Below are 26,236 nucleotides of genomic sequence, written 5' to 3' on the forward strand. Positions count from 1 at the left end.
AGTTCCCGGGCCCCTGACGTGCATGCCCGTGTGCCCGACAGTTCCCGGGCCCCTGACGTGCATGCCCGTGTGCCCGACAGTTCCCGGGCCCCTGATGTGCGCACCCCTTACGCGCCCTGCAGCGCCAGCCGCGCGTACGCCCGCACGTCCGCGTCCCCGTCCGCCAGCCGCTCCCGCAGCGCCGCGGTGACGCCCGCCTCCGCGATCCCCGCCGCCATCGCCCGGACCGCGGCCTTGCGGACGTCCGCGTTCCCGTCCGCCGCCAGCGGGACGAGCGCGTCCCAGCGTCCGGCCGCGCCCAGCACGCCCGCGGCGGCCTTCCGGACCTGCCAGGCCGCGTCCGGGCGCTCCGCGAGTTCCGCGAGCGCTCCGCCCAGCCCCGCCGCCGCGGTGAACGCCCCCGCCCGCACCAGCGGGTCCGGGTCCCCGGCCAGGGCCGCCAGCACCTGCGCCGAGGCGGCGTCGCCGATCACCCCCAGCCCTTCGCCGACGGCGACCCGCACCTCCCGGGCGGTGTCCGCCGCCCCGGCGGCCAGCGCGTCCGCCGCGTCCAGCGAGACCAGCCCGCGGACGGCCTGCAGCCGCACCGGGACCTCCCGGTCCCGCAGGGCGGCCGCGAACAGCGGTACCGACCCGCCGCGCAGCACCCGGGCGAGTTCCAGGGCGCCCGCCCGCACCACCGGGTCGGCGGAGTCGGCCGCGCCGGCCAGGGCGGGCCCCAGCGCGGGGTCGAGCACCTCCACGAGTTCGCGCAGGCCCGCGACGGCCGCGCCGCGGACCCGCCCGTCCGGGTCGCCGAGCGCGGCGACCAGCGCGCGGCCGGTGCCGTCGGGGGTGTGTTCGGTGAGCGCGGCGACGGCGGCCAGGCGGACGTCCGGGTCGCGGTCGGTCAGGTAGTCGATGACCTCCGCTCCCTCCGCCCGCAGCACCTCCAGTACCCGTCCCTGCTCGCCTTCCTGCTCGCTCTCCTGCTCGCCTTCCTGCGGCTTCGCGACGCCCGCCGTCCCCGTCCCGCCCGCTGCGCCCGGGGCCGTCCCGGTGCGTCCGACGGCCATCGCCTCGACGGTGCCGAGCAGTTCGACCTCCCCGGCGGGGGGCTCCAGGCCGTCGACCGGGACGAGGTAGGGCGCGACCGGCCGGGTCAGGAACTCCATCGCGCCGTCGGCCCGCTTGCGCAGGTTGAGGTGCCGGAACCAGCGGGTGTCGTCCTGCGCGGGCCGGTCCAGGCGCTGGTGGTAGAGGCCCCAGCGGGACTCCTCCCGGGCGAGCGAGGCGCGCGCCGCCATCTCGGCGCAGTCCCGGATGAAGTCGACCTCGACCGCGCGCATGAGCTCGTGCGGGGTGCGGGCGCCGATCGCGGCGACCTCGCCGCGCATCCGCTCGAAGTGGTCGAGCGCGACGGAGAGCCGGGCGCCGGTCTTCGGCGGGGCGACGTAGTCGTTGACGAAGCGCCGCAGCTTGTACTCGACCTGCTGCTGCGGCGGCCCGTCGGGGCGCTCCAGCGCCCGGTAGACCAGCCGGTGCGCCTCGGCGACCTGCTCCTTCGGCAACTGCGCCCGCTCGGACGGGAGTTGCGAGGCCGCGTGGGTCCCGGCCAGCTCGCCGAAGACGAACGCCCCGATCATGTAGTTGTGCGGGACGCAGGCCAGGTCACCGGCCGCGTACAGCCCGGGCACCGTGGTCGCGGCGTTCTCGTCCACCCAGACGCCGCTGGCGCTGTGGCCGCCGCACAGGCCGATCTCGGAGATGTGCATCTCGACGTCGTGGGTGCGGTAGTCGTGGCCGCGCCCGGCGTGGAAGGTGCCCCGGCTGGGGCGTTCGGTGGTGTGCAGGATCGACTCCAGGGCCTGCACGGTCTCCTCCGGCAGGTGGGTGGTCCGCAGGTACACCGGGCCGCGCTCGGAGGCGAGTTCGACCGCGAACTCGGCCATCATCTGCCCCGACCAGTAGTCGGAGTCGACGAAGCGCTCGCCGTGCCGGTTGACCTGGTAGCCGCCGAACGGGTTGGCGACGTACGCGCAGGCGGGGCCGTTGTAGTCCTTGATCAGCGGGTTGACCTGGAAGCACTCGATGCCGGAGAGCTCCGCGCCCGCGTGGTACGCCATCGCGTAGCCGTCCCCGGCGTTGGTCGGGTTCTCGTAGGTGCCGTACAGGTAGCCGCTGGCGGGCAGCCCGAGCCGTCCGCACGGCCCGGTGGCCAGCACCACGGCCCCGGCCGAGACCAGCACGAACTCGCCGCTGCGGGTGTCGAACCCGGCCGCGCCGACCGCCCGCCCGCCCTCGGTGAGCACCCGCACCGGCATCACCCGGTTCTCGATGGTGACCCTCTCGCGCATCCGGCGCTCGCGCAGGACGCGGTACAGCACCTTCTTGACGTCCTTGCCCTCGGGCATCGGCAGCACGTACGAGCCGGAGCGGTGCACCTGCCGGACCGCGTACTCGCCGTGCTCGTCCTTCTCGAACTTGACGCCGTAGCGCTCCAGCCGCTGCACCATGGCGAAGCCGCGCCGGGCGGTCTGCCGGACGGTGGCCTGGTTGACGATGCCGTCGTTGGCGCGGGTGATCTCGGCGACGTACGCGTCCGGGTCGGCCCGGCCGGGGACGATCGCGTTGTTGACGCCGTCCATGCCCATCGCGAGCGCCCCGGAGTGCCGCACGTGCGCCTTCTCCAGCAGCAGGACGCGCGCTCCGGCCTCGGCGGCGGCGATCGCGGCCATCGACCCGGCGGTGCCGCCGCCGACCACCAGGACGTCGCACTCCAGTCGGCGCGCCTCGCTGATCTCGGGTGTGCGCATCTGCGGTGCCTCTCAAGTGTGTTCAGGTGCGTTCAGGTGTACTGGGCGAGCAGCAGCGCGCGCAGCGCGCTCCGGTCGGCCGAGGGGTCGCGCGGCGCGGGCACCTCGTGCAGGGCGGCCAGCGTGCCGCCGGACAGCACGGCGACCCGGTCGCCGAGCAGCAGCGCCTCGTCCACGTCGTGGGTGACGAAGACGACCGTGCAGCGCTCCTTCTGCCAGACGGCGAGCAGGAGTTGCTGCATCGCGGCGCGGGTCTGCGGGTCGAGCGCGCCGAACGGCTCGTCCATCAGCACGGCCCGCGGCGCACCGGCCAACGCCCTCGCCAGCTGGACGCGTTGGCGCTGCCCGCCGGACAACTCCCTCGGCAGCCGCTCGCCGTGGTCGTCCAGGCCGACCCGGCCCAGCCAGTCGGCGACCGGGGCGCGCCGCTCGGCGCGCTTCAACCCGGCGATGGCCAGCGGAAGTTCGACGTTGCGGCGGACGGTGCGCCAGGGCAGCAGCCCGTCCTCCTGGAAGACCAGCGCCCGGTCGGCGCCGGGTCCGGTCAACGGCCGTCCGTCGGCCAGCAGTTCGCCGCCGGTGGGCCGCAGCAGCCCGGCCAGCGCCCGCAGCAGGGTCGACTTGCCGCAGCCGGACGGGCCGAGCACCGTCAGCACCTCGCCCGGCGCGACGTCCAACTCGACGCCCCGCAGGACCGGTTGCCCCGGGTGGCCGACGCTCAGGCCGCGCGCGGTCAGTCGCAGGCTCATGCCCGCACCCCCGCAGGAGCCGGCGCGGGCAGCCAGCGGGTGAGCCGCCGCCCGAGCAGTTCGACCGCGCCGGAGGTGGCCCAGCCGAGCAGCCCGATGGTGGCCATCCCGACGAACACCCCCGGGTAGTCGAGCACGGTGTACGCGGACCAGGTGCGGTAGCCGACGCCGTACTGGCCGGAGACCATCTCGGCGGAGATCACGCAGATCCAGGAGACGCCCAGGCCGACCGACAGCCCGCCGACCACCCCGGGCAGCGCGCCCGGCAGCACCACGCCGAACAGCACCCGGCCCGTTCCGCCGCCCATCGTGCGCACCGCCTCCTCCCAGCGCGGCGGCACCGCCCGCACCGCGTGCCGGGTGGCCACCGTGACCGGGAAGAACGCGGCGGCGCAGGTGATGAACACGATGCCCTGCTCGTTCTCCGGGAACAGCATGATCGCGACCGGGACGAGCGCGATCGCCGGGATCGGCCGGACCAGCTCCAGCACCGGGCCGATCAGGTCGGCGGCGGTGCGCGAGCGGGCGGTCAGCACCCCGGCGGTGACGCCGAGCAGCGCGGCCAGCGCGAAGCCGGTGGAGATCCGCCGCAGGCTGTCGGCCAGGTCCTGCCAGTACACGGCGGTGCCGAGCTGCACCTTCAGCGCGTCGGCGACCTCCAGCACGGTCGGCAGGTGGTCGAAGCGCACCCAGGCCTGCACCTTCCAGGCGGTGAGCGCCTGCCACAGCCCCAGGAAGCCGAGCAGCGCCGCCGCCCGCAGCAGCCTGCGCCGCGCGGTCACGAGGCGTCCAGCGCTTGCTGGTAGGTCAGCCGGACGGCGGACGGGTGGGCGGCCAGGTAGGCCCCGGCGCCGTCCTCGGTGGTGAAGGGCTTGAACGCGTCGCCGTCCCGGACCCACCAGTCCTGGTCGGCGAACCAGCGGGTGCCGGTGGCCGCGTCGGGCACGTAGGCGGCCCGCAGCTTGCCGGTGCCCGAAGCCGCACCGGCCTTCACGGCCCTGAGCAGGCAGGTCGGGTCGGCGGCCGGACGGGTGGACTGCTCGCCCTCGTACCAGAGCTCCCCGGCCAGCGCGGGGTCGGTGACGGGCCGGTCGCAGACCGCGTCGGTGCCGGTGATCCGGGCGGGTTCGCCGTCGGTGACGCCGGAGTCCCTCAGGTAGGACGGGTCGGTGAAGCGGTCCAGGTCGAGCGCCTTGAGCACGCCGACCGAGGCCAGGAACGGGACGTCCGCGCGCATCGCGTCCAGCAGCCGCGGGTCGAGGGCGGTGGCGAAGGTGGCGACGCCGTTGGGCCCGTTGTACAGGTACACCACCTCGGGCGGCAGGCCGGTGGCCTCGGCGACGGCCTGCGCGGCGGCCAGCGGGTGCTGGTTGAGGTCGCGGGTGGCGGCGTCCTGGGCGCGCAGGAAGGCCCGGACGACGTCGGGGTGCGCGGTGCCGAACTTCTGCCGCACCACCACGCCGTGCAGGGTAGGCCGGCCGAGCGCCGCGCCGTCGTACAGCAGCCGCCCGTCCCCGGCGAACACCACCGCGGCCGGCCAGGCCACGAACTGGGCCAGCGCGTCCACGCCGTGCGCCTTCAGGGCGGAGGCGCCGACGGCCGGCTGCTGGTTCTGCTTCTGGATGTCGGACTCGGCGACCCCGGCCTTCGCCAGGGCCTGCACCAGGGTGCCGTCGGAGGCCGAACCGACCGAGCTGGAGACCTTCTTGCCCTTCAGGTCGGCCAGCGTGTGCGCGGGCGAGTCCTTCGGCACCACCACGGAGTTGAGCGCGCCGAGCAGGTTGTAGCCGGTCACCGAGACCAGCCGGGTGCCGGGCCCGCCGGCCGCCTGGGCCCGGGAGCCGTTGATCAGCAGCGGGTAGTCGCCCATCGAACCGATGTCGATCTTGTCGGCGAGCATCTGCGCGGTGATCGGCGCGCCCGCGTCGTAGTCCTGCCAGACCACCTCGTAGTGCCGGCCGTCCTGCCTCCCCAGCTCGGCGAGCTGCTGCTCGAAGTAGCCGCGGGCCCGCAGCAGCGTCCCGGCGGTGACGGTGTTGATGGTCTTCGACTGGTAGCCGACCACCACCTCGACGGTCTTCGGGTCGCCCCCCGAGGAGTACCCGGCGGCCCCCGCGAGCAGCGCCGAGACCGCCGCCAGCACACCCAACTTCCTTACTGCACGAGACATGTGACGCATCCTCAACGAATCAGGTAGGGCATGTTGACGGTGACCGCCCCGGTGGGGCAGCGGGCGGCACAGGGGCCGCAGTACCAGCACTCGTCCACGTGCATGTACGCGGTGCCGTCCTGCTCGTCGATCGCCAGCGAGTCCAGCGGGCACATGTCGACGCACAGGGTGCAGCCGGCGATGCACAGCGAGGCGTCGATGGTCACGGGCACGTCGGTGCGGTGGTCGGCGAGCGCCATCGGTCCAACTCCAGGGTGAGGAAGGCGATTTCGGGGTGAGAAAGGTCAGGACAGGTCGCGCAGCAGGCGGCCGCGCATGGCCAGCCGGTCGCCGCGGAAGCGCACGTACTCCAGGTCCACCGGCCGTCCGTCGGCCAGCGTGGTGAGCCGCTCCAGCATCAACAGGGCCGCACCGCGCGGAACTTCGAGCACGGCGGCGGAGTGCGCGTCGGCGTTGACGGCCTCCAGGGTGATGTCCGCGGAGCCCAGCGGCTGCCCGGCGGCCTCCTCGATCAGCCGGAACACGTCCCGGTGGGCGAGGTCGGCGGGCGCCAGCAGCGCGCCGATGTCCGGCGCCAGGTAGGTCAGGTCCAGCGACAGCGGCAGCCCGTTCAGACGGCGCAGCCGCTCCACGTACACCACGTCCGCCCCGTCCGGCAGGCCGAACCGGCGGGCCACCGCCCCCGGCGCCCGGACCGGGCCGAACGAGCGGACCTCGTTGACCACCTCGCCGTGCTCGTGCAGGGTCTCGGCCAGGCCCTCCAGCCGGTTCAGCCCGTGCGGCACCTTCTCGGCCGCCACCAGCGTCCCCGACCCCGGCACCCGGCGCACCAGGCCCTCCCCGCGCAGCAGGTCCAGCGCCTGCCGCACGGTGTTCCGGGAGGCCCCGAACTCCTGCGCCAGTGCGTCCTCGTGCGGCAGCGGCCCCGTCCCGAACGCCTCGCTCAGCACCTGCTGCCGCAGCACGTCCGCGACCTGCCGGGCCCGGTCGGCCCGCGGCCGCCTGGCCGCGCCACTGCTCCGGCTGCGAACGGTGTTCTCGCTGGTCATCGGGTCTGCTCCGGCCCTCGGCTGCGCTGTCGGCGGCAACCCTAGGGCCGGGGCGCCCCGGTTTTCGTTGCCGCACCATTACGCCACCTGACGGCCCGTCGGAACCGCCCCCCACCTGCGCGGACGCCCTCCCCGCCGGATGAACCGCCACCCGCCGCGCCGATGCGCGATCCTGGAGGGGAGGAGCCACGAGAAGAGCCACCACGAGCGGAACGGGGAACACGATGATCGGCACACTGCAGTGCGTGGTGCTGGACTGCCACTACCCGGCGGGCCTGGCCCAGTTCTACGCGGCCCTGCTCGGCGGCGAGGTGGACCGCCCCGACCCGCGCTGGACGCTGGACGAGGACTGGTCCACCGTCCACCTGCCCGACGGCCGGGTGCTCGGCTTCCAGCGGGCCGAGGACTACCGCCCGCCGATCTGGCCCGACCCGGCCCACCCGCAGCAGTTCCACCTGGACGTCGAGGTCGAGGACTACGCCGCCGCCGAGGCCGCGGTGGTCGCCCTCGGCGCCGAGCCCAGGGCCCGCCACGACAGGTGGGGGGTCTTCACCGACCCGGCCGGCCACCCGTTCTGCCTGGTCCCGCGGCACTCCGCCTGATCACGCCAGCGACAGCGCGTCCCCGACCCGCAGCAGGCCCGGCCGGGCCACCGTGGCCAGCGCGGCCAGCTCGGTGCTCCGCTCGTGCGCGATCGTCTTCAGGATCTCCGGCGCGTGCGGCAGCCCGGGCTGCGCCGCCCCCACCATCGCGCACCGCACGCTGGCCCGGACGAACGCCAGCCGCACCCCGCCCTTCACCCGGCCCTCCCGGCCGGACCAGCCGTCCTCGGCGAACGGCGGCGTCCCCGGCGGGGTGCGCAGCAGCACGTTCGGCCGGAACCGGCGCTCGTCCACCACCGTCGTGGGCACCGCCCGCGCCATCCAGTCCAGGGTGGCGGTGGTCAGCACGCTGACCGGCAGCTCGTCGAAGTGCGAGACGGCGTCCTCGCGGGCCAGGCCGACGTCCTCCTGCTCCAGGTAGGCGCGCAGGAAGGCGTCCGGGTCCGGCACCGGCATGCCCAGCGGGTCGAACAGCTCGGGGCCGTCGATCCGGGTGCCCAGCCGGGCGCTCAGCCGCAGCAGGCCGTCCATCCGGCGGAAGCGCCGGGTGTTCTTCCCCGACCCCAGCTTCCCGGCCCCGTCGCGCACCGCGTACAGGCGGTCGCCGACCAGGCCGCGCTCCTCGACCGCGACGGAGTCGAGCAACTCGCCGCCCGTGGACTTCACGGGGTAGCGCCACAAGCGCTCGACCACACCGACGATCTCAGGCATGGCGGGAGCCTAGCGGTGCGCTCCCGGGATGGTCTAGACCAAGTCGTGGAGCCGACCCGCCCGTTGGCGCCCCGCCGGCCCTCGCCGCGCTCGGCCGCCCGCGCTCGGCGTCCCGCGCTCAGCCGATCCGCGCCACCGCCCGCACCGGCGCCCCGTCCGCCGCCGTCAGCCGCAGCGGGAACAGCGACACCTCCACCGGCACCCCCGCCGCCTGCGCCGCCAGCAGCGCCGACAGGTCCGTCAGGTTCTCCGCGATCACCCCGCCGCCCTCCGGCCCCAGCAGCACCCGGTGCGCGGCCAGCGTCGCCTGCTCCGGCTCGGGGTCGTGCTCGTCCGCCAACTCGGCCAGCAGACTGGCCACTTCGGGATCGGACGGCCCCGGGTCCGGGGTCGGGTCCACCGAGAGCGCGTCGATGCCCACCGTCCGGACCCCGGCCGCGACGACGGCCGCCGCCGCCTCCGCGGTCAGGTAGGGGTGCGCGAAGTAGCGGTCCGTCCCCCAGTACCGCGGCCACCCCGTCGCCAGCAGCAGCACCGTCCCGGGCCCGGAGAGCGCCAGCGCGTCCGCCAGGTGCGCCGCCGTGATCTCCCCGCGGGCCGGCAGCCCCCGCAGGTCCACCACCACCGCGGGCCCGGTGAACAGCTCCAGCGGCAGCCCGTCCAGGGTCGGCCACCGCACGTCCAGGTGGTAGGGGGCGTCCACGTGCGTCCCGGTCTGCGACCCCAGGTGCACCGCCAGCACGTTCACCCCCTCGCCCTCCACCGTCAGCGCCGCCCGCAACTCCACGCCCGGGTCCCCCGGGTACACCGGCATCCCGGACACCACCGGATGCGTCAGGTCCACCAACTCCGCTGCCATGCCCCCATTCTGTCCCCGAGGGGAAGAGGAGGGCGCGTATTCAGGGGCCCGGGGAACTGTCGGCAGACGAGCATGCACCACCAGGGGCCCGCCGTTCCCCGAGCCCCTGGACGCGCCCCCTCCTCCCCGACAATGGACCCATGAGCCCCACCCGCACCCCCTGGGTCGTCGGCGTCTCCGGCGCCAGCGGCACCCCCTACGCCGCCTCCGTGATCCGCGCGCTGCTGGACGCCGGGGAGGCCGTCGACCTGATCGTCAGCCGGGCGGCGCGGCTGACCGTCCTGGACGAGACCGGCATCTCCTTCCGCGACGCGCACTGGCGCACCGACCTGGCCGCCTGGCTCGGCACCGGCGAGGACGCGCTGCACGACGTCCGGTACTGGCCCGCGGGCGACTTCGCCGCGGGCCCGTCCTCCGGCTCGTACCCGGCCAAGGGCATGCTGGTCGTCCCGGCGACCACCGGCGCCGCGGCCGGCATCGCGCTCGGCCTGTCCAAGGACCTGCTGCAGCGCACCGCCTCGGTCACCCTCAAGGAGCGCCGCCCGCTGGTCCTGTGCCTGCGCGAGACCCCGCTGACCGGCACCACGCTGCGCCACCTGGTGGCCCTCGACGAGCAGGGCGCGGTCGTCCTCCCGGCGTCCCCGGGCTTCTACGCGGGCGGCTCGACCGCCCGCGAACTGGTCGACTTCGTGGCGGGCCGGGTGCTGGACGCCGTCGCCGTCCCGCACGCGCTGTACCGCCGCTGGTCGGGCACCCTCGGCGAGGCCGCGAGCACCCCGGAACGAAGTCCGGAAACCGCCCCGCGCCGGGGTGAGTGAGCGGGCACGCTACGGGAGAGTATGTTCTCTGGGATACCCGGGTTGATCGGCGCGCAGCGCCTTGGATTCCGGATAACGATCTGTGGTTCTGGTGAGGTTCGGAAGGACGCGGCAGGCAATGGACTCTGTGGACAGACAGCTCATCCAGGCACTCCGGGAGAACGGCCGCGCCTCGTACGCCGAGCTGGGCCGCCTGGTGGGCCTGTCCGGGCCGAGCGTGACGGACCGGATCAACCGCCTGGAGCAGGCGGGCGTGATCACCGGCTACCGGGCGACGGTCAACCCGGCGACGCTCGGCTACGGCGTGACGGCGCTGATCGGCCTCCAGCTCACCGACGCGGCCGACCACGACGACGTCTCGCACCGGCTGAAGGACCTCCCGGAGGTGGAGGACTGCTGGTTCATCGCGGGCGACGACTCGTACATGCTGAAGGTCCGGGTGCCGGACGTGGAGGGCCTGGAGTCGGTGGTCAAGCGGCTCTCCGGTACCAAGGGGGTGGCCCGCACCCGCACCACGGTGGTGCTGTCCACCAAGTGGGAGAACCGGGTCAGCGAACTCCCGCTCCACCCCGCCGAGTAGGCCCCGCCACCCCACGGAGGAACCCCGTCATGTCCCTGGTCGACCTGGAGGACCTGCGCGCCGCCCAGCGCCGGATCGCCGGCACCGCGGTGCGCACCCCGCTGCTGCCCTGCCCGTGGGCGGCGGACGGCGGGCGGCGGCTCTGGCTGAAGCCGGAGAGCCTCCAGCCGACCGGGGCGTTCAAGATCCGCGGGGCGATGAACCGGCTGGCCGCGCTCACCGACGAGGAGCGGGCCAGGGGAGTGGTGGCCCAGTCCAGCGGCAACCACGCCCAGGCGGTGGCGTACGCGGCGCAGCGGCTCGGCATCAAGGCGGTGATCGTGATGCCCGACACCTCGCCCGCCGTGAAGGTCGAGAACACCCGCGCGTTCGGCGCCGAGGTGGTGATCGTGACCGCCGAGGAGCGCGACACCGTCCCGGCCGAGCTGGCCGCCGCGCACGGCTACGTCTGGGTGCCGCCGTACGACGACCCGTACGTCGTGGCGGGCCAGGGCACCGTCGGCCTGGAGATCGCCGAGGACGCCCCGGACGAGCTGGACACCGTGCTGGTACCGGTCTCCGGCGGCGGCCTGATCTCCGGGACGGCCGCGGCGCTCAAGCTGGCCTGCCCGGGCGTCCGGGTGGTCGGCGTGGAGCCGGAACTCGCGGCGGACGCCCAGCAGAGCCTGCGCTCGGGCGTGCGCACCGCCTGGCCGGTCGCCGACACCTACCGGACGATCGCGGACGGCCTGCGCACCCCGTCGGTGGGCGTGCTGCCGTTCGAGCACATCACCGCCTACGTGGACGACATCGTCACCGTCTCCGAGGACGAGATCCGGGCCACCGTCGCCCTGCTGGCCCGCCGCGGCCGCCTGGTCGCCGAGCCCTCCGGCGCGGTCGCCCCGGCCGCGTACTTCCACCGGGCCGGGGAGCTGGGCGGAAGGGTGTTCGCGGCGGTCGTCAGCGGCGGCAACCTCGACCCCGCCCTGCTGGCCGGTCTGCTGGCTACCTAGGCGTAGTCTCGGTCCCGGCAACGAATCGAAGTCGCAAGGAGGCGGAGCGCCGCATGGACGCAGGGCTCAAGCGCGAGCTGGAGGCGAAGGTCTACGCCGGTGAGCGGCTGACCCGCGAGGACGGGATCGCGCTCTACGCGAGCGACGACCTGGCCTGGCTGGGCGGGCTGGCGCACCACGTGCGGACGCAGAAGAACGGCGACGTCGTCCACTTCAACGTCAACCGCCACCTGAACATGACCAACGTCTGCAGCGCCTCCTGCGCGTACTGCTCGTTCCAGCGCAAGCCGGGCGAGAAGGACGCGTACACGATGCGGATCGAGGAGGCCGTCCGGCTCGCCAAGGCGATGGAGTCGGAGTCGCTGACCGAGCTGCACATCGTCAACGGCCTGCACCCGACCCTGCCGTGGCGCTACTACCCGCGCTCCCTCAGGGAGCTGAAGGCCGCGCTGCCGAACGTCTCGCTGAAGGCGTTCACCGCCACCGAGATCCACTGGTTCGAGCGGATCAGCGGCCTGAGCGCGAGCGAGATCCTGGACGAGCTGATCGACGCCGGCCTGGAGTCGCTGACCGGCGGCGGCGCGGAGATCTTCGACTGGGAGGTCCGCCAGCACATCGTCGACCACGACACCCACTGGGAGGACTGGTCGCGGATCCACCGCCTGGCGCACGAGAAGGGCCTCAGGACCCCGGCCACCATGCTGTACGGCCACATCGAGGAGCCCCGCCACCGGGTCGACCACGTGCTGCGGCTGCGCGAGCTGCAGGACGAGACCGGCGGCTTCCAGGTCTTCATCCCGCTGCGCTACCAGCACGACTTCCACGACTCCAAGGACGGCAAGGTCCGCAACCGCCTGATGGCGCGCACCGAGATGGCCACCGGCGCCGAGGCGCTGAAGACCTTCGCGGTGTCCCGCCTGCTGTTCGACAACGTCCCGCACGTCAAGGTGTTCTGGGTGATGCACGGCGTCACCACCGCCCAGCTGGCCCTCAGCCACGGCGCGGACGACATGGACGGCTCGGTGGTCGAGTACAAGATCACCCACGACGCGGACAACTTCGGCACCCCCAACAAGCTGGGCCGCGACGACCTGCTCGGCCTGATCCGGGACGCGGGCTTCCGCCCGGTCGAGCGCAACACCCGCTACGAGGTCATCCGCGAGTACGACGGCCCGGACCTCGCGCGCCGGGAGACCCCGCAGGCGATGCGCCTCTGACGTCCCGCCACGTCGCGCAGCGCGCCCGGTGACCGGTTTCCGGCCACCGGGCGCGCTGCGTTTCCCCGGGGGCGCACGGGGTGAAGACGCACTACCGGGGCAGTCGACAGCGGGAAGAAACGTTTCCTGAGCGCGTATGCTCACAGGCTCATCACACGGCCCGGGTTCCGTCGCGTCCCCGAGGTCTGGGAGGATCGTTCGCATGTCCGGTTCCCATCGCGCCGCCTCGCCCCGCCGCCCGGCCTCCGCGCCGACCGACCGGAGCGAGGCCGAGCAGTCCCAGGGCCGAGCCGCCACCCGCCGCAGCCGCCGCAAGGCGAGGCCGCGCCGCGTCCGCAAGCTCACCGTCGGCACCGCCACCCTGCTGGCCCTCGCGGCCGGCTGGTTCGCCGTCGGGCCGGGCCGGGACTTCCAGGCGAGCACCGCCAGCGCGGCCCCCGACCACGAGCCCGAGGTCGTGCCGATGCAGGCCGCCGACGCCGGACAGCACACCGAGGCCCCCGCCGCGGACCGCTCCGACCGGGAGCGGATCACCAGCATCCCGGGCATCGGCGCCTCCTGGATGGCCCGGGTGCCCGCCGACACCCGCCAGCTGCTGGTCGCCAGCGGCCAGGGCAAGGACTCCTCGGACAACACCGTCACGCTGTGGACCCGCGACGCCGACGGCAGCTGGCAGGCCGGCCAGGCCTGGCCCGCCCACAACGCCTACAAGGGCTGGACCGCCGACCACCGCTCCGGCGACCTGCGCAGCCCGATCGGCCTGTTCTCGCTCACCGACGCGGGCGGCCGCAAGGCCGACCCCGGCTCCAAGCTGCCGTACGACGAGAGCAAGAGCTTCGTGATGTCCGGGCGCGGCTTCAACAACGAACCGCTGGCCGGCTCCTTCGACTACGTGATCGCGATCAACTACAACCGGGTCGAGGGCAGGTCCCCGCTCGACACCGCCTACCCGCAGGGCGCGGCCAAGGGCGGCGGCATCTGGCTGCACCTGGACCACGGCGGCCCCACCCACGGCTGCATCTCGCTGACCGAGGACCACATGGTCGAACTGGTCAAGACCCTGGACCCGGCGCTGCACCCGATGATCATGATGGGTGACGCCCAGTCGCTGGCCGCCTGACCAGGCCCCGGTTGTGAGGGACCTACAGCATCCGGCACCCGATCCTGTGTCGGGCCGTCACCTCCTGACTCGTCGGTAACCCGGTTGAGTGGGTGGTATGACCGCCTCCCGCATCGTGGCGCTGGGCCACCACCAGCCGCCGAAGATCCTGAGCAACGACGATCTCTCGGCGATGGTCGACACCGACGACGAGTGGATCCGCTCCCGGGTCGGCATCCGCACCCGCCACATCGCGGAGGACGAGACCCTGGTCGACCTCGCGGTGGGCGCCGCCCAGAAGGCCCTCGCCCACGCGGGCACCACGCCCGACCAGATCGACCTGGTCGCCGTCGCGACCTGCACCGCCGTCGAGCGCAGCCCCAACACCGCCGCCGCCGTCGCCGCCCGCCTGGGCATCCCGACCCCCGCCGCGTACGAGCTGAACACCGCCTGCTCGGGCTTCTCGTACGCGCTGGCCACCGCCGACCACGCGATCCGGGCCGGGGCCGCGACCCGGGCGCTGGTGGTCGGCGTGGAGCGGATGTCCGACATCATCGACTGGACCGACCGCACCACCTGCGTGATCTTCGGCGACGGCGCGGGCGCCGCCGTCCTGGAGGCGGTCCCCGACGAGCAGGCCGGGATCGGCCCGGTGGTGTGGGGCTCCGAGCCGGAGAAGGGCGAGGCGGTCGCGATCAGCGGCTGGAAGCCGGTCATCAGCCAGCAGGGCCAGACCGTCTTCCGCTGGGCCACCACCCAGGTCGCCCCGCTGGCCCGCAAGGCCTGCGAGAAGGCCGGGATCGACCCGTCCGAGCTGCGCGGCTTCGTCGCCCACCAGGCCAACCTGCGGATCATCGACGCCATCGCGGGCAAGCTCGGCCTGGCCGAGGACGCGGTGGTCGCCCGCGACGTGGTCGACTCCGGCAACACCTCCGCCGCCTCCATCCCGCTCGCCCTGTCCAAGCTGGTCGAGCGCGGCGAGCTGCACAGCGGCGACCCGGTGCTGCTGTTCGGCTTCGGCGGCGGCCTGGCCTACGCCGGGCAGGTCGTGCGCTGCCCCTGAGCGGGGCCCCGGGCGGTGCTCCGGGCTGTGTTCCGGCAGCACGAAGGGGCGGCCGGGAGGAGAAGGACCCTCCCGGCCGCCCCTTGCGTCCGTTGAAGGACGGCGCTCCGCGGTACGTCGGCGAACCTCCCCCGAGGCACGGCCGCATCCGACTCACCCGGACAGGAACCGGGGCCGAGCGCCAGTGGGCTGCTGTCTTACTTCGGCGGCTTCTTTCCGGTGACTCCCAGGTACACCTGGAGCGCCAGGTTGGGCTTGAGGTCCTTGACCTTCACGCCCCACGAGGTGAACGCCTTGCCGTGCTCGGCCGCCGCGGCGAGCAACGAGACCAGGGCGCCGGCGACCGCCGACGCTTCGACCGTCTTGTCGGTCTTGCCCTGGTTGTTGCGGACCGCTTCGGCGAGCGGGGCCGCCACCGAGTTGAGGACCTTCATGCGGATCTTGAAGAACCGCTTGTCCCCTTCGGCGGCACCGAGCGTGACCACTCGGAGAATGGCGTCATTCTTGCGCCAGAAGGCGAGGAATCCGTCCACCAGTTCTTCGGAAGTGGTGAAGCCGGTCTTTCCCGCCCAGGACTTTCCATCGACGAGCTCTTTGAGCCCGCCGCTGTCCTCGGCCATTTCCTCGGCGATCTCAAGGACTGCGCCCTCGACATCCGGGAAGTACTGGTAGAAGGTCGCGGGGGAGGTTCCCGCCATACGGGCGACGTCGATGACCTTGACGTCCCGGTACGGCGACGTGCTGAGCATCTCGCGGAGGCAGTCGAGCAGCTTCTGCCGCGTCTCCTGTCCGCGCCGCCCGGCGACGCGACCGTCGACGGTGCGAACTTGTCCTGTCATGCCGTCAGCTTACAGCGGCAAGATCTTGGCGCTAATCGGTAGTGCGACTATTAGTCCGGGTGAGGGGGGAAACCGTGCCATTTCCGCTTGAGTTGTTGCCCCCCCGTGTGCTGATGACCCCACAGCGTGACGACAAGTCAGCTGAGGGGGGTCGGGACCCCACCGCGGACCGGTCCGGACGGGGCGCCGGAGGGGGCGGCTCCGGTACCCGGGGGCGTGTCCCGGGCGGGGGAGATTGGCTCCCGGGCGGCGGGCATTGGAGAATCGGGGGGCGCCGCCGCCAGGGGGCGCTGGTGGAAGGGGAGGTGGCTGCGGAGTGGACCAGCTGACGGCGCACGATCCGAGGCGGATCGGGCCCTTCGAAGTGCTGGCCCGGCTCGGCGCGGGCGGCATGGGCCTGGTGTACCTGGCCCGGTCGGCCTCGGGGCGCCGGGTGGCCATCAAGACCGTCCGCAGCGAGCTGGCCGAGGACAACCTGTTCCGGGTCCGCTTCGCCCGCGAGATCGCCGCGGCCAAGACGGTCGGCGGCTTCTACACCGCCGCCGTGGTCGACGCCGACGCCGACGCGGCCGTCCCGTGGCTGGCCACCGCCTACGTCCCCGCGCCCTCGCTGGAGGACCTGGTCAACGACTGCGGCCCGCTGCCCGCCGACGCGGTGCGCTGGCTCACCGCGGGGATCGCCGAGGCGCTGCAGTCCATCCACGCCGCCGGGCTGGTGCACCGCGACCTCAAGCCGTCCAACGTGCTGGTGGTCGAGGACGGCCCGCGGGTGATCGACTTCGGCATCGCGGCCGGCGTCTCCAGCACCCGGCTCACCATGACCAACGTCGCGGTCGGCACGCCCGCCTACATGTCGCCCGAGCAGGCCCGCGACAGCCGCAGCGTCACCGGCGCCAGCGACGTGTTCTCGCTCGGCTCGCTGGTGGTGTTCTGCGCCACCGGCCACCCGCCGTACCGCGGCTCCAACCCGGTCGAGACGGTGTTCCAGCTGCTGCGCGACCAGCCCGACCTGTCCGGGCTGCCGGTCGAGCTGTTCGACCTGGTCCGGGCCTGCATGCGGCCCACCCCCGAGCACCGGCCCACGCCCGCCCAGATCCAGGCCGAGCTGGCCCCGCACCTGTTCTCCCGGGCCGACGCCTCCGGCGAGGCCGGGGACTGGCTGCCGCCCGCCGCGCTCGACCTGATCGAGGCCAAGCGCAGCAGCAGACGTCCCCCCAGCGCCCAGCAGCAGCCCCCGGCCCGGCCGCAGCAGCAGGTGGCGCTGCCCGCCCAGCCGGCCGGCCCGCCGCCGCTGCCGCCCGCCCCGGCCCCGGTCGGGGCGCTCGGGCCGGTGGGGCAGGCCGGGCCGGTCTCCGAGGCCGAGGTGGTCACCGAGCGGGTGCGCCCGGCGCTGCGTCCGGTGGTCGGCGGCCCGGGCGAGGCCGAGGTCCGGCTGCCCGGCGCGCACGTGCCGATAGGGCCCGGGCCGCGGGCCGAACCGGCCGCGCCCACGCCCGCCCCGGTCGGTACCGACTGGGTGCGCCGCAGCTCCGCGCCGTCCGCCGCCCCGCCGCTGCCCGCGGCGCGCTGGCGGCCCTGGCGGTTCCGGATGTCGAACGACGTGTGGGGCACCCCGGTGGTCGCCGACGGCACGCTGTTCGCCTCCAGCTTCGAGGTGCACGCCCTGGACATCGGCTCCGGCGAGCGCCGCTGGAAGACCCGGGACGTCGCCTGGGCGCTGGCCGTGGACGGCGGCCGGGTGCACGCCGCCGACGGCCCGCACCTGTACACGGTGGACGCCGCCGACGGCACCGAGCGCTGGCGGCACTCGCTGGACGGCTGGGTGTACTCGCTGGACGCCGCCGACGGCGTGCTGTGCTGCGGCGTCCGCGGCGGCGGCGTGCAGCTGCGCGCCGCGGCCACCGGCGCCGAGCTGTGGCGGGCCGACGACGCCCAGCAGGAGTACGAGAACCCGCAGGCCGGCCCGGCGCTGATCGCCGGTGCGGCCTACTACCAGGGCGGCGGCCGCCTGCACTGCGTGGACCCGCTGGGCTCCGGGGTGCGCTGGTCGGTCCCGGTGGGCGGCGAGGTGCCGTCCCGCCCGGTCGAGCGCGGCGGGGTGCTGTACGTGACCTCCGGCCAGCGGGTGCACGCGCTGGACGCCGCCACCGGCGCCGAGCGCTGGCGCTTCGACGCGCCCGTGGTGCTGTTCACCCCGCCCGCGGTGGACGGCCGGGCGGTGTACGTCGCCGACTACCTCGGCACCCTGTACGCGCTGGACGCCGCCACCGGCCACGGCCTGTGGCGGGCCGCCAGCGCCTCCCGGCAGAGCGCCGAACCGGCCGTGGTCGCCGACGGGACGGTGCTGCTGGGCTCCGGCGACACCCTGTTCGCCTTCGAGGCGGCCGACGGCCGGGAGCGCTGGCGCTACACCACCCGGGGCGACCTGGTGGGCTCCCCGGCGGTCTCCGAGGGCCTGGTCCACCTCGGCAGCCGCGACCACTCGCTGCACACCCTGGAACTGGCCAGCGGCCGGCTGCGCTGGGAGCTGGGCACCAAGGGCGAGCTGACCGGCTCCCCGGTGGCGGTCGGCGGCCGGGTCTTCGTCGGCTCCAAGGACCGCTGCGTGTACGCGCTGGACTCCTTCTACGGCACCGCCGTCCCGCAGTAGGCCCGCAGGAACGGTACGGCCCCGGACACCGCCTCCCGGCGGGCCCGGGGCCGCACCGCGGGCGCCCTACGGGTGGCGGTGCCGCCAGCCCGCCCAGGCCGAGACGACCATCGAGCGGACGTCGTGCTCCGCGCTCCAGCCGAGCTCGCGGCGGATCAGCTCGGCGGAGGCCACCACCCGGGCCGGGTCGCCGGGGCGGCGGGCGGTCACCTCCGGGGCGATCCGGAGGCCGGTGACCTCGGCGACCTCGGCGATCATCTCGCGCACCGAGACGCCGCGGCCGGTGCCGATGTTCAGGGTCAGCCCGACCCGCTCGCCGGGCCCGGCCGCCTCCAGCCGGCGGACGGCGGCGACGTGCGCGGCCGCGACGTCCGAGACGTGGATGTAGTCGCGGACGCAGGTGCCGTCCGGGGTCGGGTAGTCGTCGCCGAACACCAGCGGCGGCAGCCCGGCGGTCAGCCGCTGGAGCACCAGCGGCACCAGGTTGGCCGCGCCCGGGTCGGACAGCTCGGGGGTGGCGGCGCCCGCCACGTTGAAGTACCGCAGCGAGACCGCGGAGAGGCCGTGCGCGGCGGCGCAGGCGTTCAGCAGCCACTCGCCGGCCAGCTTGGTCTCGCCGTACGGGTTCATCGGCCGGCAGGGGGTGGACTCGTCGACCAGGTCGACGTCCGGCATGCCGTAGACGGCGGCGGAGGAGGAGAGCACCACCCGGCGCACGCCCGCGTCGACCGCGGCGGCCAGCACGGCGCGCAGGCCCTCCACGTTCTCGTGGTAGTAGAACAGCGGCCGCTCGACGGACTCGCCGACCTGCTTGCGGGCGGCCAGGTGCAGCACGCCGGTGACGCCGTGCTCGGCGAGGGCGCGGTCCAGCAGCGGGCGGTCCAGCGTGGAGCCGGTCACCAGCGGGACGCCGGGCGGCAGGTTGGCGGCCGTCCCGCTGCTCAGGTCGTCCAGGACGACGGTGGGGACGCCGGCCGCGGCCAGCTCCCGGACGACGTGGCCGCCGATGTAGCCGGCCCCTCCCGTGATCAACCAGGTCATGGCCCGATCCTAGAGGGCGCCTTTCGGCGGGCTCCCCGGGTGTGTTGCCCGAACATTCGGACAAATCGGTGAAATGCTGACAAAGCTCTGTCCAGCGACCGGAGGTGGCCGCCGTGCGCCCGAAGAAGGAACCGACCCGTCCGCTCCCGGCCGGCCCCCGGCCCACCGGGCCCAAGCTCTGGGTGGGGCCCGCGGCGCTGATCGCGGCGGCGGCGCTGCTGGCCAGCGGTTGTTCCAGCTCCGACACCGGGTCCAGCTCCACGGCGGCGGCCAGCAGCTCCTCGTCCGCGCCCGCCCCGGCCAGCAGCAACCAGTTGGAGCAGGACTACCAGCACGTGATCTCCCAGGTGCTGCCCTCGGTGGTGCAGATCACCGCGGGGGACGGCCTCGGCTCCGGGATCGTCTTCGACGACAAGGGCGACATCGTCACCAACGCGCACGTGGTCGGCAGCGCCTCCACCTTCACCGTGACGCTGGCCAACAGCACCAAGCCGCTGGACGCCACCCTGGTCGGCAGCTACCCGGAGTCCGACCTCGCGGTGATCAAGCTCAGCAGCACGCCCAGCGGCCTCAAGCCCGCCACCTTCGCGGACAGCTCCAAGGTCGCGGTCGGGCAGATCACGCTGGCGATGGGCAGCCCGCTCGGCCTCTCCAGCAGCGTCACCCAGGGCATCGTCTCGGCGGTCGGGCGGACCGTCAGCGAACCGCAGTCGGCCGGGTCGCCCGGCGCCACCATCGGCAACATGGTGCAGACCTCGGCCGCGATCAACCCCGGCAACAGCGGCGGCGCGCTGGTCAACCTCTCCAGCCAGGTGATCGGGATCAACACGCTGACCGCCGTCGACCCCGAGCTGAACGGCTCGGCCGCGCCCGGCATCGGCTTCGCCATCCCCGCGGTCACCGTGACCAGCATCGCCAACCAGCTGATCAAGGACGGCAAGGTCACCAACTCCGGCCGGGCCGGGCTCGGGGTGACCGTCCGCCCGTACTTCGACGCGAACTTCCAGCCGGCCGGCGCCGCGGTGGTCTCGGTGGTCGACGGCGGCCCGGCCGCCGCCGCCGGGCTGCAGGCCGGAGACGTGATCACCAAGGTCAACGACACCGCGATCACCAGCCCCGCCGCGCTGACCACCGCCCTGGCCGCCCTCAGCCCCGGCGACAAGGTCACCGTCGGCTACCAGCGGGACGGGCAGGGCAAGAGCGCGGAGGTCACCCTCGGGACGCTGTAGCGCCCCGCAGACCCGGGCCCGGAGTGCCGTACCGCGCAAGGGAGGCGGCACTCCGGGCCCGTCCACGTCCGTGGCCGGGCCCGGGGGAGGGGGCGGTCAGCTCTTGTGGCCGGCCCGGGTGTGCCAGGGCAGCTCGACCGTCACCGAGGTCGGGCCCTGCTCCGGACTGTCGACCACGAAGACGCCGTCCACCGACTCGGCCCGCTCGGCCAGGCCGGCCAGCCCGCCGCCCGGGTGCACCAGGGCGCCGCCGCGGCCGTCGTCCCGCACCGTCAGCATCAGCCGGTTCTCCTGGCGCCAGACCTCCACCGTGGCGGTGCGGGCGCCGGAGTGCTTGGAGGCGTTGGTCAGCAGTTCGCTGACGGTGAAGTAGGCGATGCCCTCGACCGCGGAGTCCGGCCGCTCGCCGCCCAGCTCGACGTGCACCCGGACGCCGCCGGGCAGCGTGCAGCGGGCCGCGACCGAGGAGAGCGCCGCGTCCAGCCCGCGGTCGGTGAGCACCGCGGGGTGGATGCCGCGGGCCAGGTCGCGCAGCTCCTGCAGGGCGAGCTTGACCTCGCCGTGCGCCGCGTCGACCATCTTCTGCGCGGCCACCGGGTCCTCCGTCAGCTTCTCCTTGGCCAGGCCCAGGTCCATCGCCAGGGCGACCAGCCGGGCCTGCGCGCCGTCGTGCAGGTCGCGCTCGATGCGGCGCAGGTCGGCCGCGGCGGTGTCGACCACCACGCCCCGGTCGTCCTCCAGCTCGCGGACCCGCTCGGCCAGCGCGCCCGGCCACAGCAGCGACTCCACCAGCAGCCGGGAGACCCAGCTGATCGACGCCATCGCCCAGGGCAGCACCGGCCAGCCGACCACCAGCAGCACCAGCGTCAGCACGAAGCTCAGGACGCCCCAGACCAGCAGCGCCACGCAGTACAGCGCGGAGCGCCAGTTCAGCCCGTCGCCCAGCGCGGCCACCACCCGGCCGGCCAGCCCGGCCCGGACCGGACGCAGCGGCTCCGGCTCGGTGACCCTGCTGCCCAGCTCGGCCCGCGCCCGGGCCCGGGCCACCCGGCCGAACCAGCGGCAGCAGCCCAGCCCGAAGGCCAGCAGCGGCAGCCCGACCAGCGTCACCGCCAGGCCGAGCCCCGTCGTCAGCAGCACGGCCGCCACGACGAACCCGGCCACCCCGATCGGGAAGTTCAGCAGGGCGTTGCGCACCTGCCGCCACAGCTGCGGCCCGTACAACGACGGGCGCTTCGCCTCGTTCTCCATGGTCGGCGCCCTCTCCTGGTGGTCTCGCCGGTGCTTTGTCGATCACCAGCATCCCGGTCGGCGACCGCCCCCCGCCATGGTGCTGCACTCCCTCTTCTTCCGGGGGTTATCCCCACCCCCGGCGGTGTGCTCCGGGCCCGGACCGTCCGCAAGCGGAATTCCCGCGGTGTCCGGCGGAAGTCCGTCGGCCGTCTTGCAGGACGGGCAGGTGGAGGAGTAAACGAGCGGTGCACATAGACTCCCGCGATAGCGATGGTTATGGACGGGCAAAGAAGAAGGGCGTGACCCATGGAGTGGCAGCCGCTCGCTGCCGACCCCGCCGCCGGCAGCGGTTACTTCGACGCCTACGCGGCGGTCGGACTGCTGGCGGTCATCGGTGTCCTCTTCGTCGTGGTGTCGTTCACCGCGAACCGCCTGCTGCGACCGGTGGTCGACACCCCCGAGAAGCTGCTCGCCTACGAGTGCGGGGTCGACCCGGTCGGCGAGGGCTGGGCGCACACCCAGATCCGGTACTACGTCTACGCCTTCCTGTACGTGATCTTCGCGGTCGACGCGATCTACCTGTTCCCGTGGGCCACGGTGTTCGCCGCCGCCGGCTTCGGGGCGGCCACGCTGGTGGAGATGTTCGTCTTCATCGGCTTCCTCGCGGTCGGACTGCTCTACGCCTGGAAGAAGGGCGTCCTGGAATGGACGTGACGCACTCGCACGGGACGCCCGGCAACGGCCCCGTCCCGCTCGGCATCCCCGACCCGGCCCGCCCCGGCGCCGCCGTCGAGCAGCGCCGCCTCGGCCCGCTGGCCCGGCTCGCGCCGGACCCGGTCAAGGTGGTGCTCAACTGGGGCCGCCGCTACAGCCTCTGGTGCTTCAACTTCGGACTCGCCTGCTGCGCGATCGAGTTCATCGCCGCGTCGATGGCCAAGCACGACTTCATCCGGATGGGTGTCATCCCGTTCGCGCCCGGCCCCCGCCAGGCCGACCTGATGATCGTCTCGGGCACCGTCACCGACAAGATGGCCCCCGCGGTCAAGCGCCTGTACGAGCAGATGCCCGAACCGAAGTACGTCATCTCCTTCGGGGCCTGCGCCAACTCCGGCGGCCCGTACTGGGACTCGTACTCCGTCACCAAGGGCGTCGACCAGATCATCCCGGTCGACGTCTACGTGCCCGGCTGCCCGCCCCGGCCCGAGGCGCTGCTCCAGGGCATCCTGAAGCTGCAGGAGAAGATCGCCGCCGAGGACGTCCCGCAGCGCTACGCCGCGCCCGCCGACGCGCTGCGCCGCCCGCTGCGGCCCGCGCCGGACGCCACCGGGGAGGGGACGAAGTGAGCGACGCCGCCGAGCCCGCCGAGTCGGCCGGAACCCCGGAGACCCCGGGGCCCGCGCCCGAGCCGACGCCCGCCGAGCGGACCGCCGCCGCGGTCGGCCCCTGGGCGACCGCCGTCGAGGCGTACGACCTGCTCACCGTCGACGTGCCCGCCGAGCACTGGACCGAGGCGCTCACCGCCGCCCGCGACACCCTCGGCCTGGCCTTCCTGGACTGGCTGAGCGCCGTCGACGACCTCGACCGGGGCTTCGCCGTCTGCGCGCACCTGGCCGCCGTCGGCGGGCCCGGCGGCGTGCGCAGGCTGCTGCTGCGCACCCGGGTGCCGCGCGAGAAGGCCGTGCTGCCGAGCGCCGTCGGGGTGTACGCCGGTGCCGCCTGGCACGAGCGGGAGACCCTGGAGATGTTCGGCATCGAGTTCCCGGGCCACCCGTACCCCGCCACGCTGCTGCTGCCGGACGGCTTCGAGGGCCACCCGCTGCGCAAGGACTTCGTGCTGGCCGCCCGGGTCGCCAAGGACTGGCCCGGCGCCAAGGAACCCGGCGAGGCCGCCGACCACGGCGGCCCGGCCCGGCGCAAGATGCAGCCCGCCGGCGTCCCCGACCCGAACGAGTGGGGGCCGCTCAAGGGCACCCTGCCGCCGGTCGCCGAACGCCCCGCCCGCGGCGCCGCCCGGGCCGGTGCGGCCGCCGGGGCCGAGCGCCCGCGCCGCACCCGCAGCGCGGAGGCGGGCCCCGCCGGCCAGGCCGACGCCCCGCCCGTCCGCGCCGACCGGCCGCGCCGCACCCGCAGCGTCGGCGAGGGGTCGGTCAGCCAGGCCGCGGAACCCGCCGAACCGGCGGAGGCACCGCGCCGCGCGGCCCGCACCCGGTCCGCCGACGCCCCGTGGCACGCGCCCGTCCCGGCGCACGACGAGCAACCGGCGCCCGGACGACCCGGACCGGAACAGCCCGGGCGACCCGAGCCGGAACAGCCCACCGAACAGCCCGCCGAACAGCCCGCCGAGCAGCAGGACGGAGACAGCGCGTGAACCTCCTCGACACGCTGCTGCGCTGCGTCGGCACGCTGGTGGCGTTCCTGGTGCTGCCGCTGGTGGTCGGCCAGACCGAGCACAAGGTGATGGCGCACATGCAGGGCCGGCTCGGCCCGATGTACGCGGGCGGCTTCCACGGCTGGGCGCAACTGGTCGCCGACGGCGTGAAGTTCGTCCAGAAGGAGAACGTCGTCCCGGCCGGTGCGGACCGCAGGGTCTTCCAACTGGCCCCGGCCGTCGCACTGCTGCCGTACCTGCTGGTGCTGCTAGTGATCCCGGTCGGGCCGGACGGGATGGTCGGCCAGGTGGTCGACGCGGGCATCTTCTTCGTGCTGGCCGTGATGGGCATCGGCGTGCTGGGCTCGCTGATGGCGGGCTGGGCGTCGGCCAACAAGTTCTCGCTGCTGGGCGCGCTGCGCACGGCCGCGCAGCTGATGTCGTACGAGCTGCCGATGCTGCTGGCCGCGGCCTCGGTGGCGATGGCGGCGGGCACCGTCTCGCTGCCGGGCATCGTGGACGCCTTCCACTGGTGGTGGGTGCCGTGGCAGCTGATCGGCGCGTTCGTGTTCTTCACGGCCGGCCTGGCCGAGCTGCAGCGCCCGCCGTTCGACATGCCGGTGGCCGACTCGGAGATCATCTTCGGTGCGTTCACCGAGTACACCGGCCTGCGCTTCGCCCTGTTCCTGCTCTCCGAGTACGCGGGCATCGTGGTGCTCTGCGGGCTGACCACCGTGCTGTTCCTGGGCGGCTGGCACGGCCCGTTCGAAGACGACCTCGGCTGGCTCTGGACGCTGGTGAAGACCTTCGCGCTGGCCTTCGTGGTGCTCTGGCTGCGCGTCACCTACCCGCGCCTGCGCGAGGACCAGCTGATGCGCTTCGCGTGGACGGTGCTGATCCCGCTGGCGCTGGCCCAGCTCGCCCTGACCGGCATCATCAAGGTGGCGATCTCGTAATGGGAATTCCCGGCTCCGGCCTGGCCAAGGGCCTGGCCGTCACCATGCGCACGATGATGCGGAAGACCGTCACCGCGCAGTACCCCGACGTGCAGCCCGACCTGCCGCCGCGCACCCGCGGGGTGATCGCGCTGCTGGAGGAGAACTGCACGGTCTGCATGCTGTGCGCCCGCGAGTGCCCGGACTGGTGCATCTACATCGACTCCCACAAGGAGACGCTGCCCGCCGCCGACCCGAACGCCCGCGCCCGCACCCGCAACGTGCTGGACCGCTTCGCGATCGACTTCTCGCTCTGCATGTACTGCGGGATCTGCGTCGAGGTGTGCCCGTTCGACGCGCTGTTCTGGTCCCCGGAGTTCGAGTACGCCGAGACCGACATCCGCGAGCTCACCCACGAGCGCGAGCGGCTGCGCGAGTGGATGTGGACCGTCCCGCCGCCGCCCGCGCACGACCCCGCGGCGGAGGAGCCCAAGGAGATCGCCATGGCCCGCAAGGCCGCCGACAAGCTGGCCGCCGCCGCCGCCGCCGCTGCCGCGGCAGCGGCCGAGGCCGCCACCGCCGAGGAGGGTGGGGAGAGTTGAGCACCCTGCTGGCCGCGGCGGGCTCGCTGGAGCCCGCCGCGCGCTCGTACCTCTCGCCGACCGGGCAGGAGATCGTCTTCCTGCTGGTCGGTGTGCTCGTGCTCGGCGCGGCCGTCGTCTCGGTGACGACCCGGCAGCTGGTGCACGCCGCGCTGTGGCTGGTGGTCGCGCTGGGCGGGCTCGCGGTCGAGTTCCTGCTGCTGACGGCCGAGTTCGTGGCCTGGGTGCAGGTGCTGGTGTACCTGGGCTCGGTGGTCGTGCTGGTGCTGTTCGGCCTGATGCTGACCCGCGCCCCGATCGGCCGCTCCCCGGAGGCCGACTCCGGCAACCGCCCGGCCGCGCTCGCGGTCGGCGCCGCCTCCGCCGCGACCCTGGTCACCCTGGTCGTCGACGCGTTCCGCTCGTCCTGGATCGACCTGTCCGGCGCGGCCGGCACCACCCGGCTGACCGGCGAGTACCTGTTCTCGCACTGGGTGCTGCCGTTCGAGGCGCTGTCGGTGCTGCTGCTCGCCGCCCTGGTCGGCGCGATCGTGCTGTCCCGCAGCAAGGACGGGGGCACGGACGCCAGGCCGCGCGCGGGCAAGCTGCGCACCGGCAGGCCGTCCGCCGCCCCGACGAAGCCGAAGGAGCGCTGA

General features: G+C 74.1%; 26 protein-coding genes. 15 read left to right on the forward strand and 11 right to left on the reverse strand.

Going from position 1 to position 26,236, the window contains the following annotated elements:
* Nucleotides 1-107: 107 nt before the first annotated feature.
* Genes OO57_RS03825 through OO57_RS03850 form a run of 6 tightly spaced genes read right to left on the reverse strand, consistent with a single transcriptional unit; the run spans nt 108 to nt 6,763 of the window.
* On the reverse strand, nt 108-2,795 hold the full coding sequence (locus OO57_RS03825) for a fumarate reductase/succinate dehydrogenase flavoprotein subunit (RefSeq protein WP_033250838.1): 2,688 nt from the start codon (nt 2,793-2,795) through the stop codon (nt 108-110).
* Nucleotides 2,796-2,827: 32 nt separating this feature from the next.
* Nucleotides 2,828-3,544 carry an ABC transporter ATP-binding protein gene (locus tag OO57_RS03830; RefSeq protein WP_051776515.1) on the reverse strand — a complete coding sequence of 239 codons (717 nt, stop codon included), beginning with the start codon at nt 3,542-3,544 and terminating at the stop codon, nt 2,828-2,830.
* The gene (locus OO57_RS03835) at nt 3,541-4,326 is read right to left on the reverse strand and encodes an ABC transporter permease (protein WP_051776517.1); all 786 of its coding nucleotides are present in this window, start codon (nt 4,324-4,326) and stop codon (nt 3,541-3,543) included. Before OO57_RS03835 ends, OO57_RS03830 begins: the two co-directional genes overlap by 4 nt.
* A complete protein-coding gene (locus OO57_RS03840; RefSeq protein WP_033250839.1) occupies nt 4,323-5,714 on the reverse strand; it encodes an ABC transporter substrate-binding protein in 1,392 nt (463 codons plus the stop codon). The genes OO57_RS03835 and OO57_RS03840 overlap by 4 nt, the downstream gene beginning before the upstream one ends.
* An 11-nt stretch (nt 5,715-5,725) precedes the next feature.
* Complete coding sequence (locus OO57_RS03845) at nt 5,726-5,953, reverse strand: 4Fe-4S dicluster domain-containing protein (protein WP_033250840.1); 228 nt, start codon at nt 5,951-5,953, stop codon at nt 5,726-5,728.
* Between the two features lie 45 nt (nt 5,954-5,998).
* Nucleotides 5,999-6,763, reverse strand: coding sequence for a GntR family transcriptional regulator (locus tag OO57_RS03850; protein ID WP_033250841.1), 765 nt, complete (start codon nt 6,761-6,763; stop codon nt 5,999-6,001).
* Between the two features lie 224 nt (nt 6,764-6,987).
* Between OO57_RS03850 and OO57_RS03855 the strand changes: the two genes are divergently transcribed.
* A complete protein-coding gene (locus OO57_RS03855; RefSeq protein WP_033250842.1) occupies nt 6,988-7,365 on the forward strand; it encodes a VOC family protein in 378 nt (125 codons plus the stop codon).
* On the opposite strand, the gene OO57_RS03860 is transcribed toward OO57_RS03855, so the two are convergent.
* A complete protein-coding gene (locus OO57_RS03860) occupies nt 7,366-8,076 on the reverse strand; it encodes an MOSC domain-containing protein (RefSeq protein WP_033250843.1) in 711 nt (236 codons plus the stop codon).
* A 118-nt stretch (nt 8,077-8,194) separates the two neighbouring features.
* Nucleotides 8,195-8,935 (reverse strand): cyclase family protein, encoded by a 741-nt coding sequence (locus tag OO57_RS03865; protein WP_033250844.1) that lies wholly within the window; start codon nt 8,933-8,935, stop codon nt 8,195-8,197.
* 140 nt (nt 8,936-9,075) lie between these two features.
* Between OO57_RS03865 and OO57_RS03870 the strand changes: the two genes are divergently transcribed.
* The 6 genes from OO57_RS03870 to OO57_RS03895 all read left to right on the forward strand — a co-directional run bounded on the left by OO57_RS03870 (nt 9,076) and on the right by OO57_RS03895 (nt 14,704).
* On the forward strand, nt 9,076-9,753 hold the full coding sequence (locus OO57_RS03870) for a UbiX family flavin prenyltransferase (protein WP_033250845.1): 678 nt from the start codon (nt 9,076-9,078) through the stop codon (nt 9,751-9,753).
* A gap of 118 nt (nt 9,754-9,871) precedes the next feature.
* Nucleotides 9,872-10,333, forward strand: coding sequence for an Lrp/AsnC family transcriptional regulator (locus OO57_RS03875; RefSeq protein ID WP_033250846.1), 462 nt, complete (start codon nt 9,872-9,874; stop codon nt 10,331-10,333).
* A gap of 29 nt (nt 10,334-10,362) precedes the next feature.
* Nucleotides 10,363-11,325, forward strand: a complete 963-nt coding sequence (locus OO57_RS03880; protein WP_033250847.1) for a threonine ammonia-lyase — start codon at nt 10,363-10,365, stop codon at nt 11,323-11,325.
* Nucleotides 11,326-11,378: 53 nt separating this feature from the next.
* Nucleotides 11,379-12,542 carry an aminofutalosine synthase MqnE gene (gene mqnE, locus OO57_RS03885; RefSeq protein WP_033250848.1) on the forward strand — a complete coding sequence of 388 codons (1,164 nt, stop codon included), beginning with the start codon at nt 11,379-11,381 and terminating at the stop codon, nt 12,540-12,542.
* Between the two features lie 202 nt (nt 12,543-12,744).
* On the forward strand, nt 12,745-13,662 hold the full coding sequence (locus tag OO57_RS03890) for a L,D-transpeptidase family protein (RefSeq protein WP_033250849.1): 918 nt from the start codon (nt 12,745-12,747) through the stop codon (nt 13,660-13,662).
* Nucleotides 13,663-13,759: 97 nt separating this feature from the next.
* On the forward strand, nt 13,760-14,704 hold the full coding sequence (locus OO57_RS03895; protein WP_033250850.1) for a beta-ketoacyl-ACP synthase III: 945 nt from the start codon (nt 13,760-13,762) through the stop codon (nt 14,702-14,704).
* A 197-nt stretch (nt 14,705-14,901) separates the two neighbouring features.
* Here OO57_RS03895 and OO57_RS03900 read toward each other — a convergent pair whose 3' ends face one another.
* Nucleotides 14,902-15,543, reverse strand: coding sequence for a TetR family transcriptional regulator (locus tag OO57_RS03900; protein WP_033250851.1), 642 nt, complete (start codon nt 15,541-15,543; stop codon nt 14,902-14,904).
* Between the two features lie 316 nt (nt 15,544-15,859).
* Between OO57_RS03900 and OO57_RS03905 the strand changes: the two genes are divergently transcribed.
* A complete protein-coding gene (locus tag OO57_RS03905) occupies nt 15,860-18,193 on the forward strand; it encodes a serine/threonine-protein kinase (RefSeq protein ID WP_033250852.1) in 2,334 nt (777 codons plus the stop codon).
* 66 nt (nt 18,194-18,259) lie between these two features.
* Here OO57_RS03905 and galE read toward each other — a convergent pair whose 3' ends face one another.
* A complete protein-coding gene (galE, locus tag OO57_RS03910) occupies nt 18,260-19,234 on the reverse strand; it encodes a UDP-glucose 4-epimerase GalE (protein ID WP_033250853.1) in 975 nt (324 codons plus the stop codon).
* A 182-nt stretch (nt 19,235-19,416) separates the two neighbouring features.
* Here galE and OO57_RS03915 point away from each other — a divergent pair, with 182 nt between their 5' ends.
* The gene (locus tag OO57_RS03915) at nt 19,417-20,463 is read left to right on the forward strand and encodes a S1C family serine protease (RefSeq protein WP_033250940.1); all 1,047 of its coding nucleotides are present in this window, start codon (nt 19,417-19,419) and stop codon (nt 20,461-20,463) included.
* A gap of 96 nt (nt 20,464-20,559) precedes the next feature.
* Here OO57_RS03915 and OO57_RS03920 read toward each other — a convergent pair whose 3' ends face one another.
* Complete coding sequence (locus OO57_RS03920; protein ID WP_033250854.1) at nt 20,560-21,714, reverse strand: sensor histidine kinase; 1,155 nt, start codon at nt 21,712-21,714, stop codon at nt 20,560-20,562.
* 288 nt (nt 21,715-22,002) lie between these two features.
* Here OO57_RS03920 and OO57_RS03925 point away from each other — a divergent pair, with 288 nt between their 5' ends.
* From OO57_RS03925 to OO57_RS03950, 6 genes are read left to right on the forward strand one after another with little or no spacing between them, the layout of a single operon-like run.
* Nucleotides 22,003-22,410 (forward strand): NADH-quinone oxidoreductase subunit A, encoded by a 408-nt coding sequence (locus OO57_RS03925; protein WP_033250855.1) that lies wholly within the window; start codon nt 22,003-22,005, stop codon nt 22,408-22,410.
* Nucleotides 22,401-23,039, forward strand: coding sequence for an NADH-quinone oxidoreductase subunit B (locus OO57_RS03930; protein ID WP_033250856.1), 639 nt, complete (start codon nt 22,401-22,403; stop codon nt 23,037-23,039). The genes OO57_RS03925 and OO57_RS03930 overlap by 10 nt, the downstream gene beginning before the upstream one ends.
* Entirely contained in the window at nt 23,036-24,064 is a 1,029-nt protein-coding gene (locus OO57_RS03935) for an NADH-quinone oxidoreductase subunit C (RefSeq protein ID WP_081973440.1), read from the forward strand. Before OO57_RS03930 ends, OO57_RS03935 begins: the two co-directional genes overlap by 4 nt.
* Nucleotides 24,061-25,020 (forward strand): complex I subunit 1/NuoH family protein, encoded by a 960-nt coding sequence (locus OO57_RS03940; RefSeq protein ID WP_033250857.1) that lies wholly within the window; start codon nt 24,061-24,063, stop codon nt 25,018-25,020. Before OO57_RS03935 ends, OO57_RS03940 begins: the two co-directional genes overlap by 4 nt.
* The gene (locus tag OO57_RS03945) at nt 25,020-25,601 is read left to right on the forward strand and encodes a NuoI/complex I 23 kDa subunit family protein (protein WP_033250858.1); all 582 of its coding nucleotides are present in this window, start codon (nt 25,020-25,022) and stop codon (nt 25,599-25,601) included. Before OO57_RS03940 ends, OO57_RS03945 begins: the two co-directional genes overlap by 1 nt.
* On the forward strand, nt 25,598-26,236 hold the full coding sequence (locus OO57_RS03950) for an NADH-quinone oxidoreductase subunit J (RefSeq protein WP_051776519.1): 639 nt from the start codon (nt 25,598-25,600) through the stop codon (nt 26,234-26,236). The genes OO57_RS03945 and OO57_RS03950 overlap by 4 nt, the downstream gene beginning before the upstream one ends.

This window comes from Kitasatospora phosalacinea (assembly GCF_000717185.1).
GTDB lineage: Bacteria > Actinomycetota > Actinomycetes > Streptomycetales > Streptomycetaceae > Kitasatospora > Kitasatospora phosalacinea_A.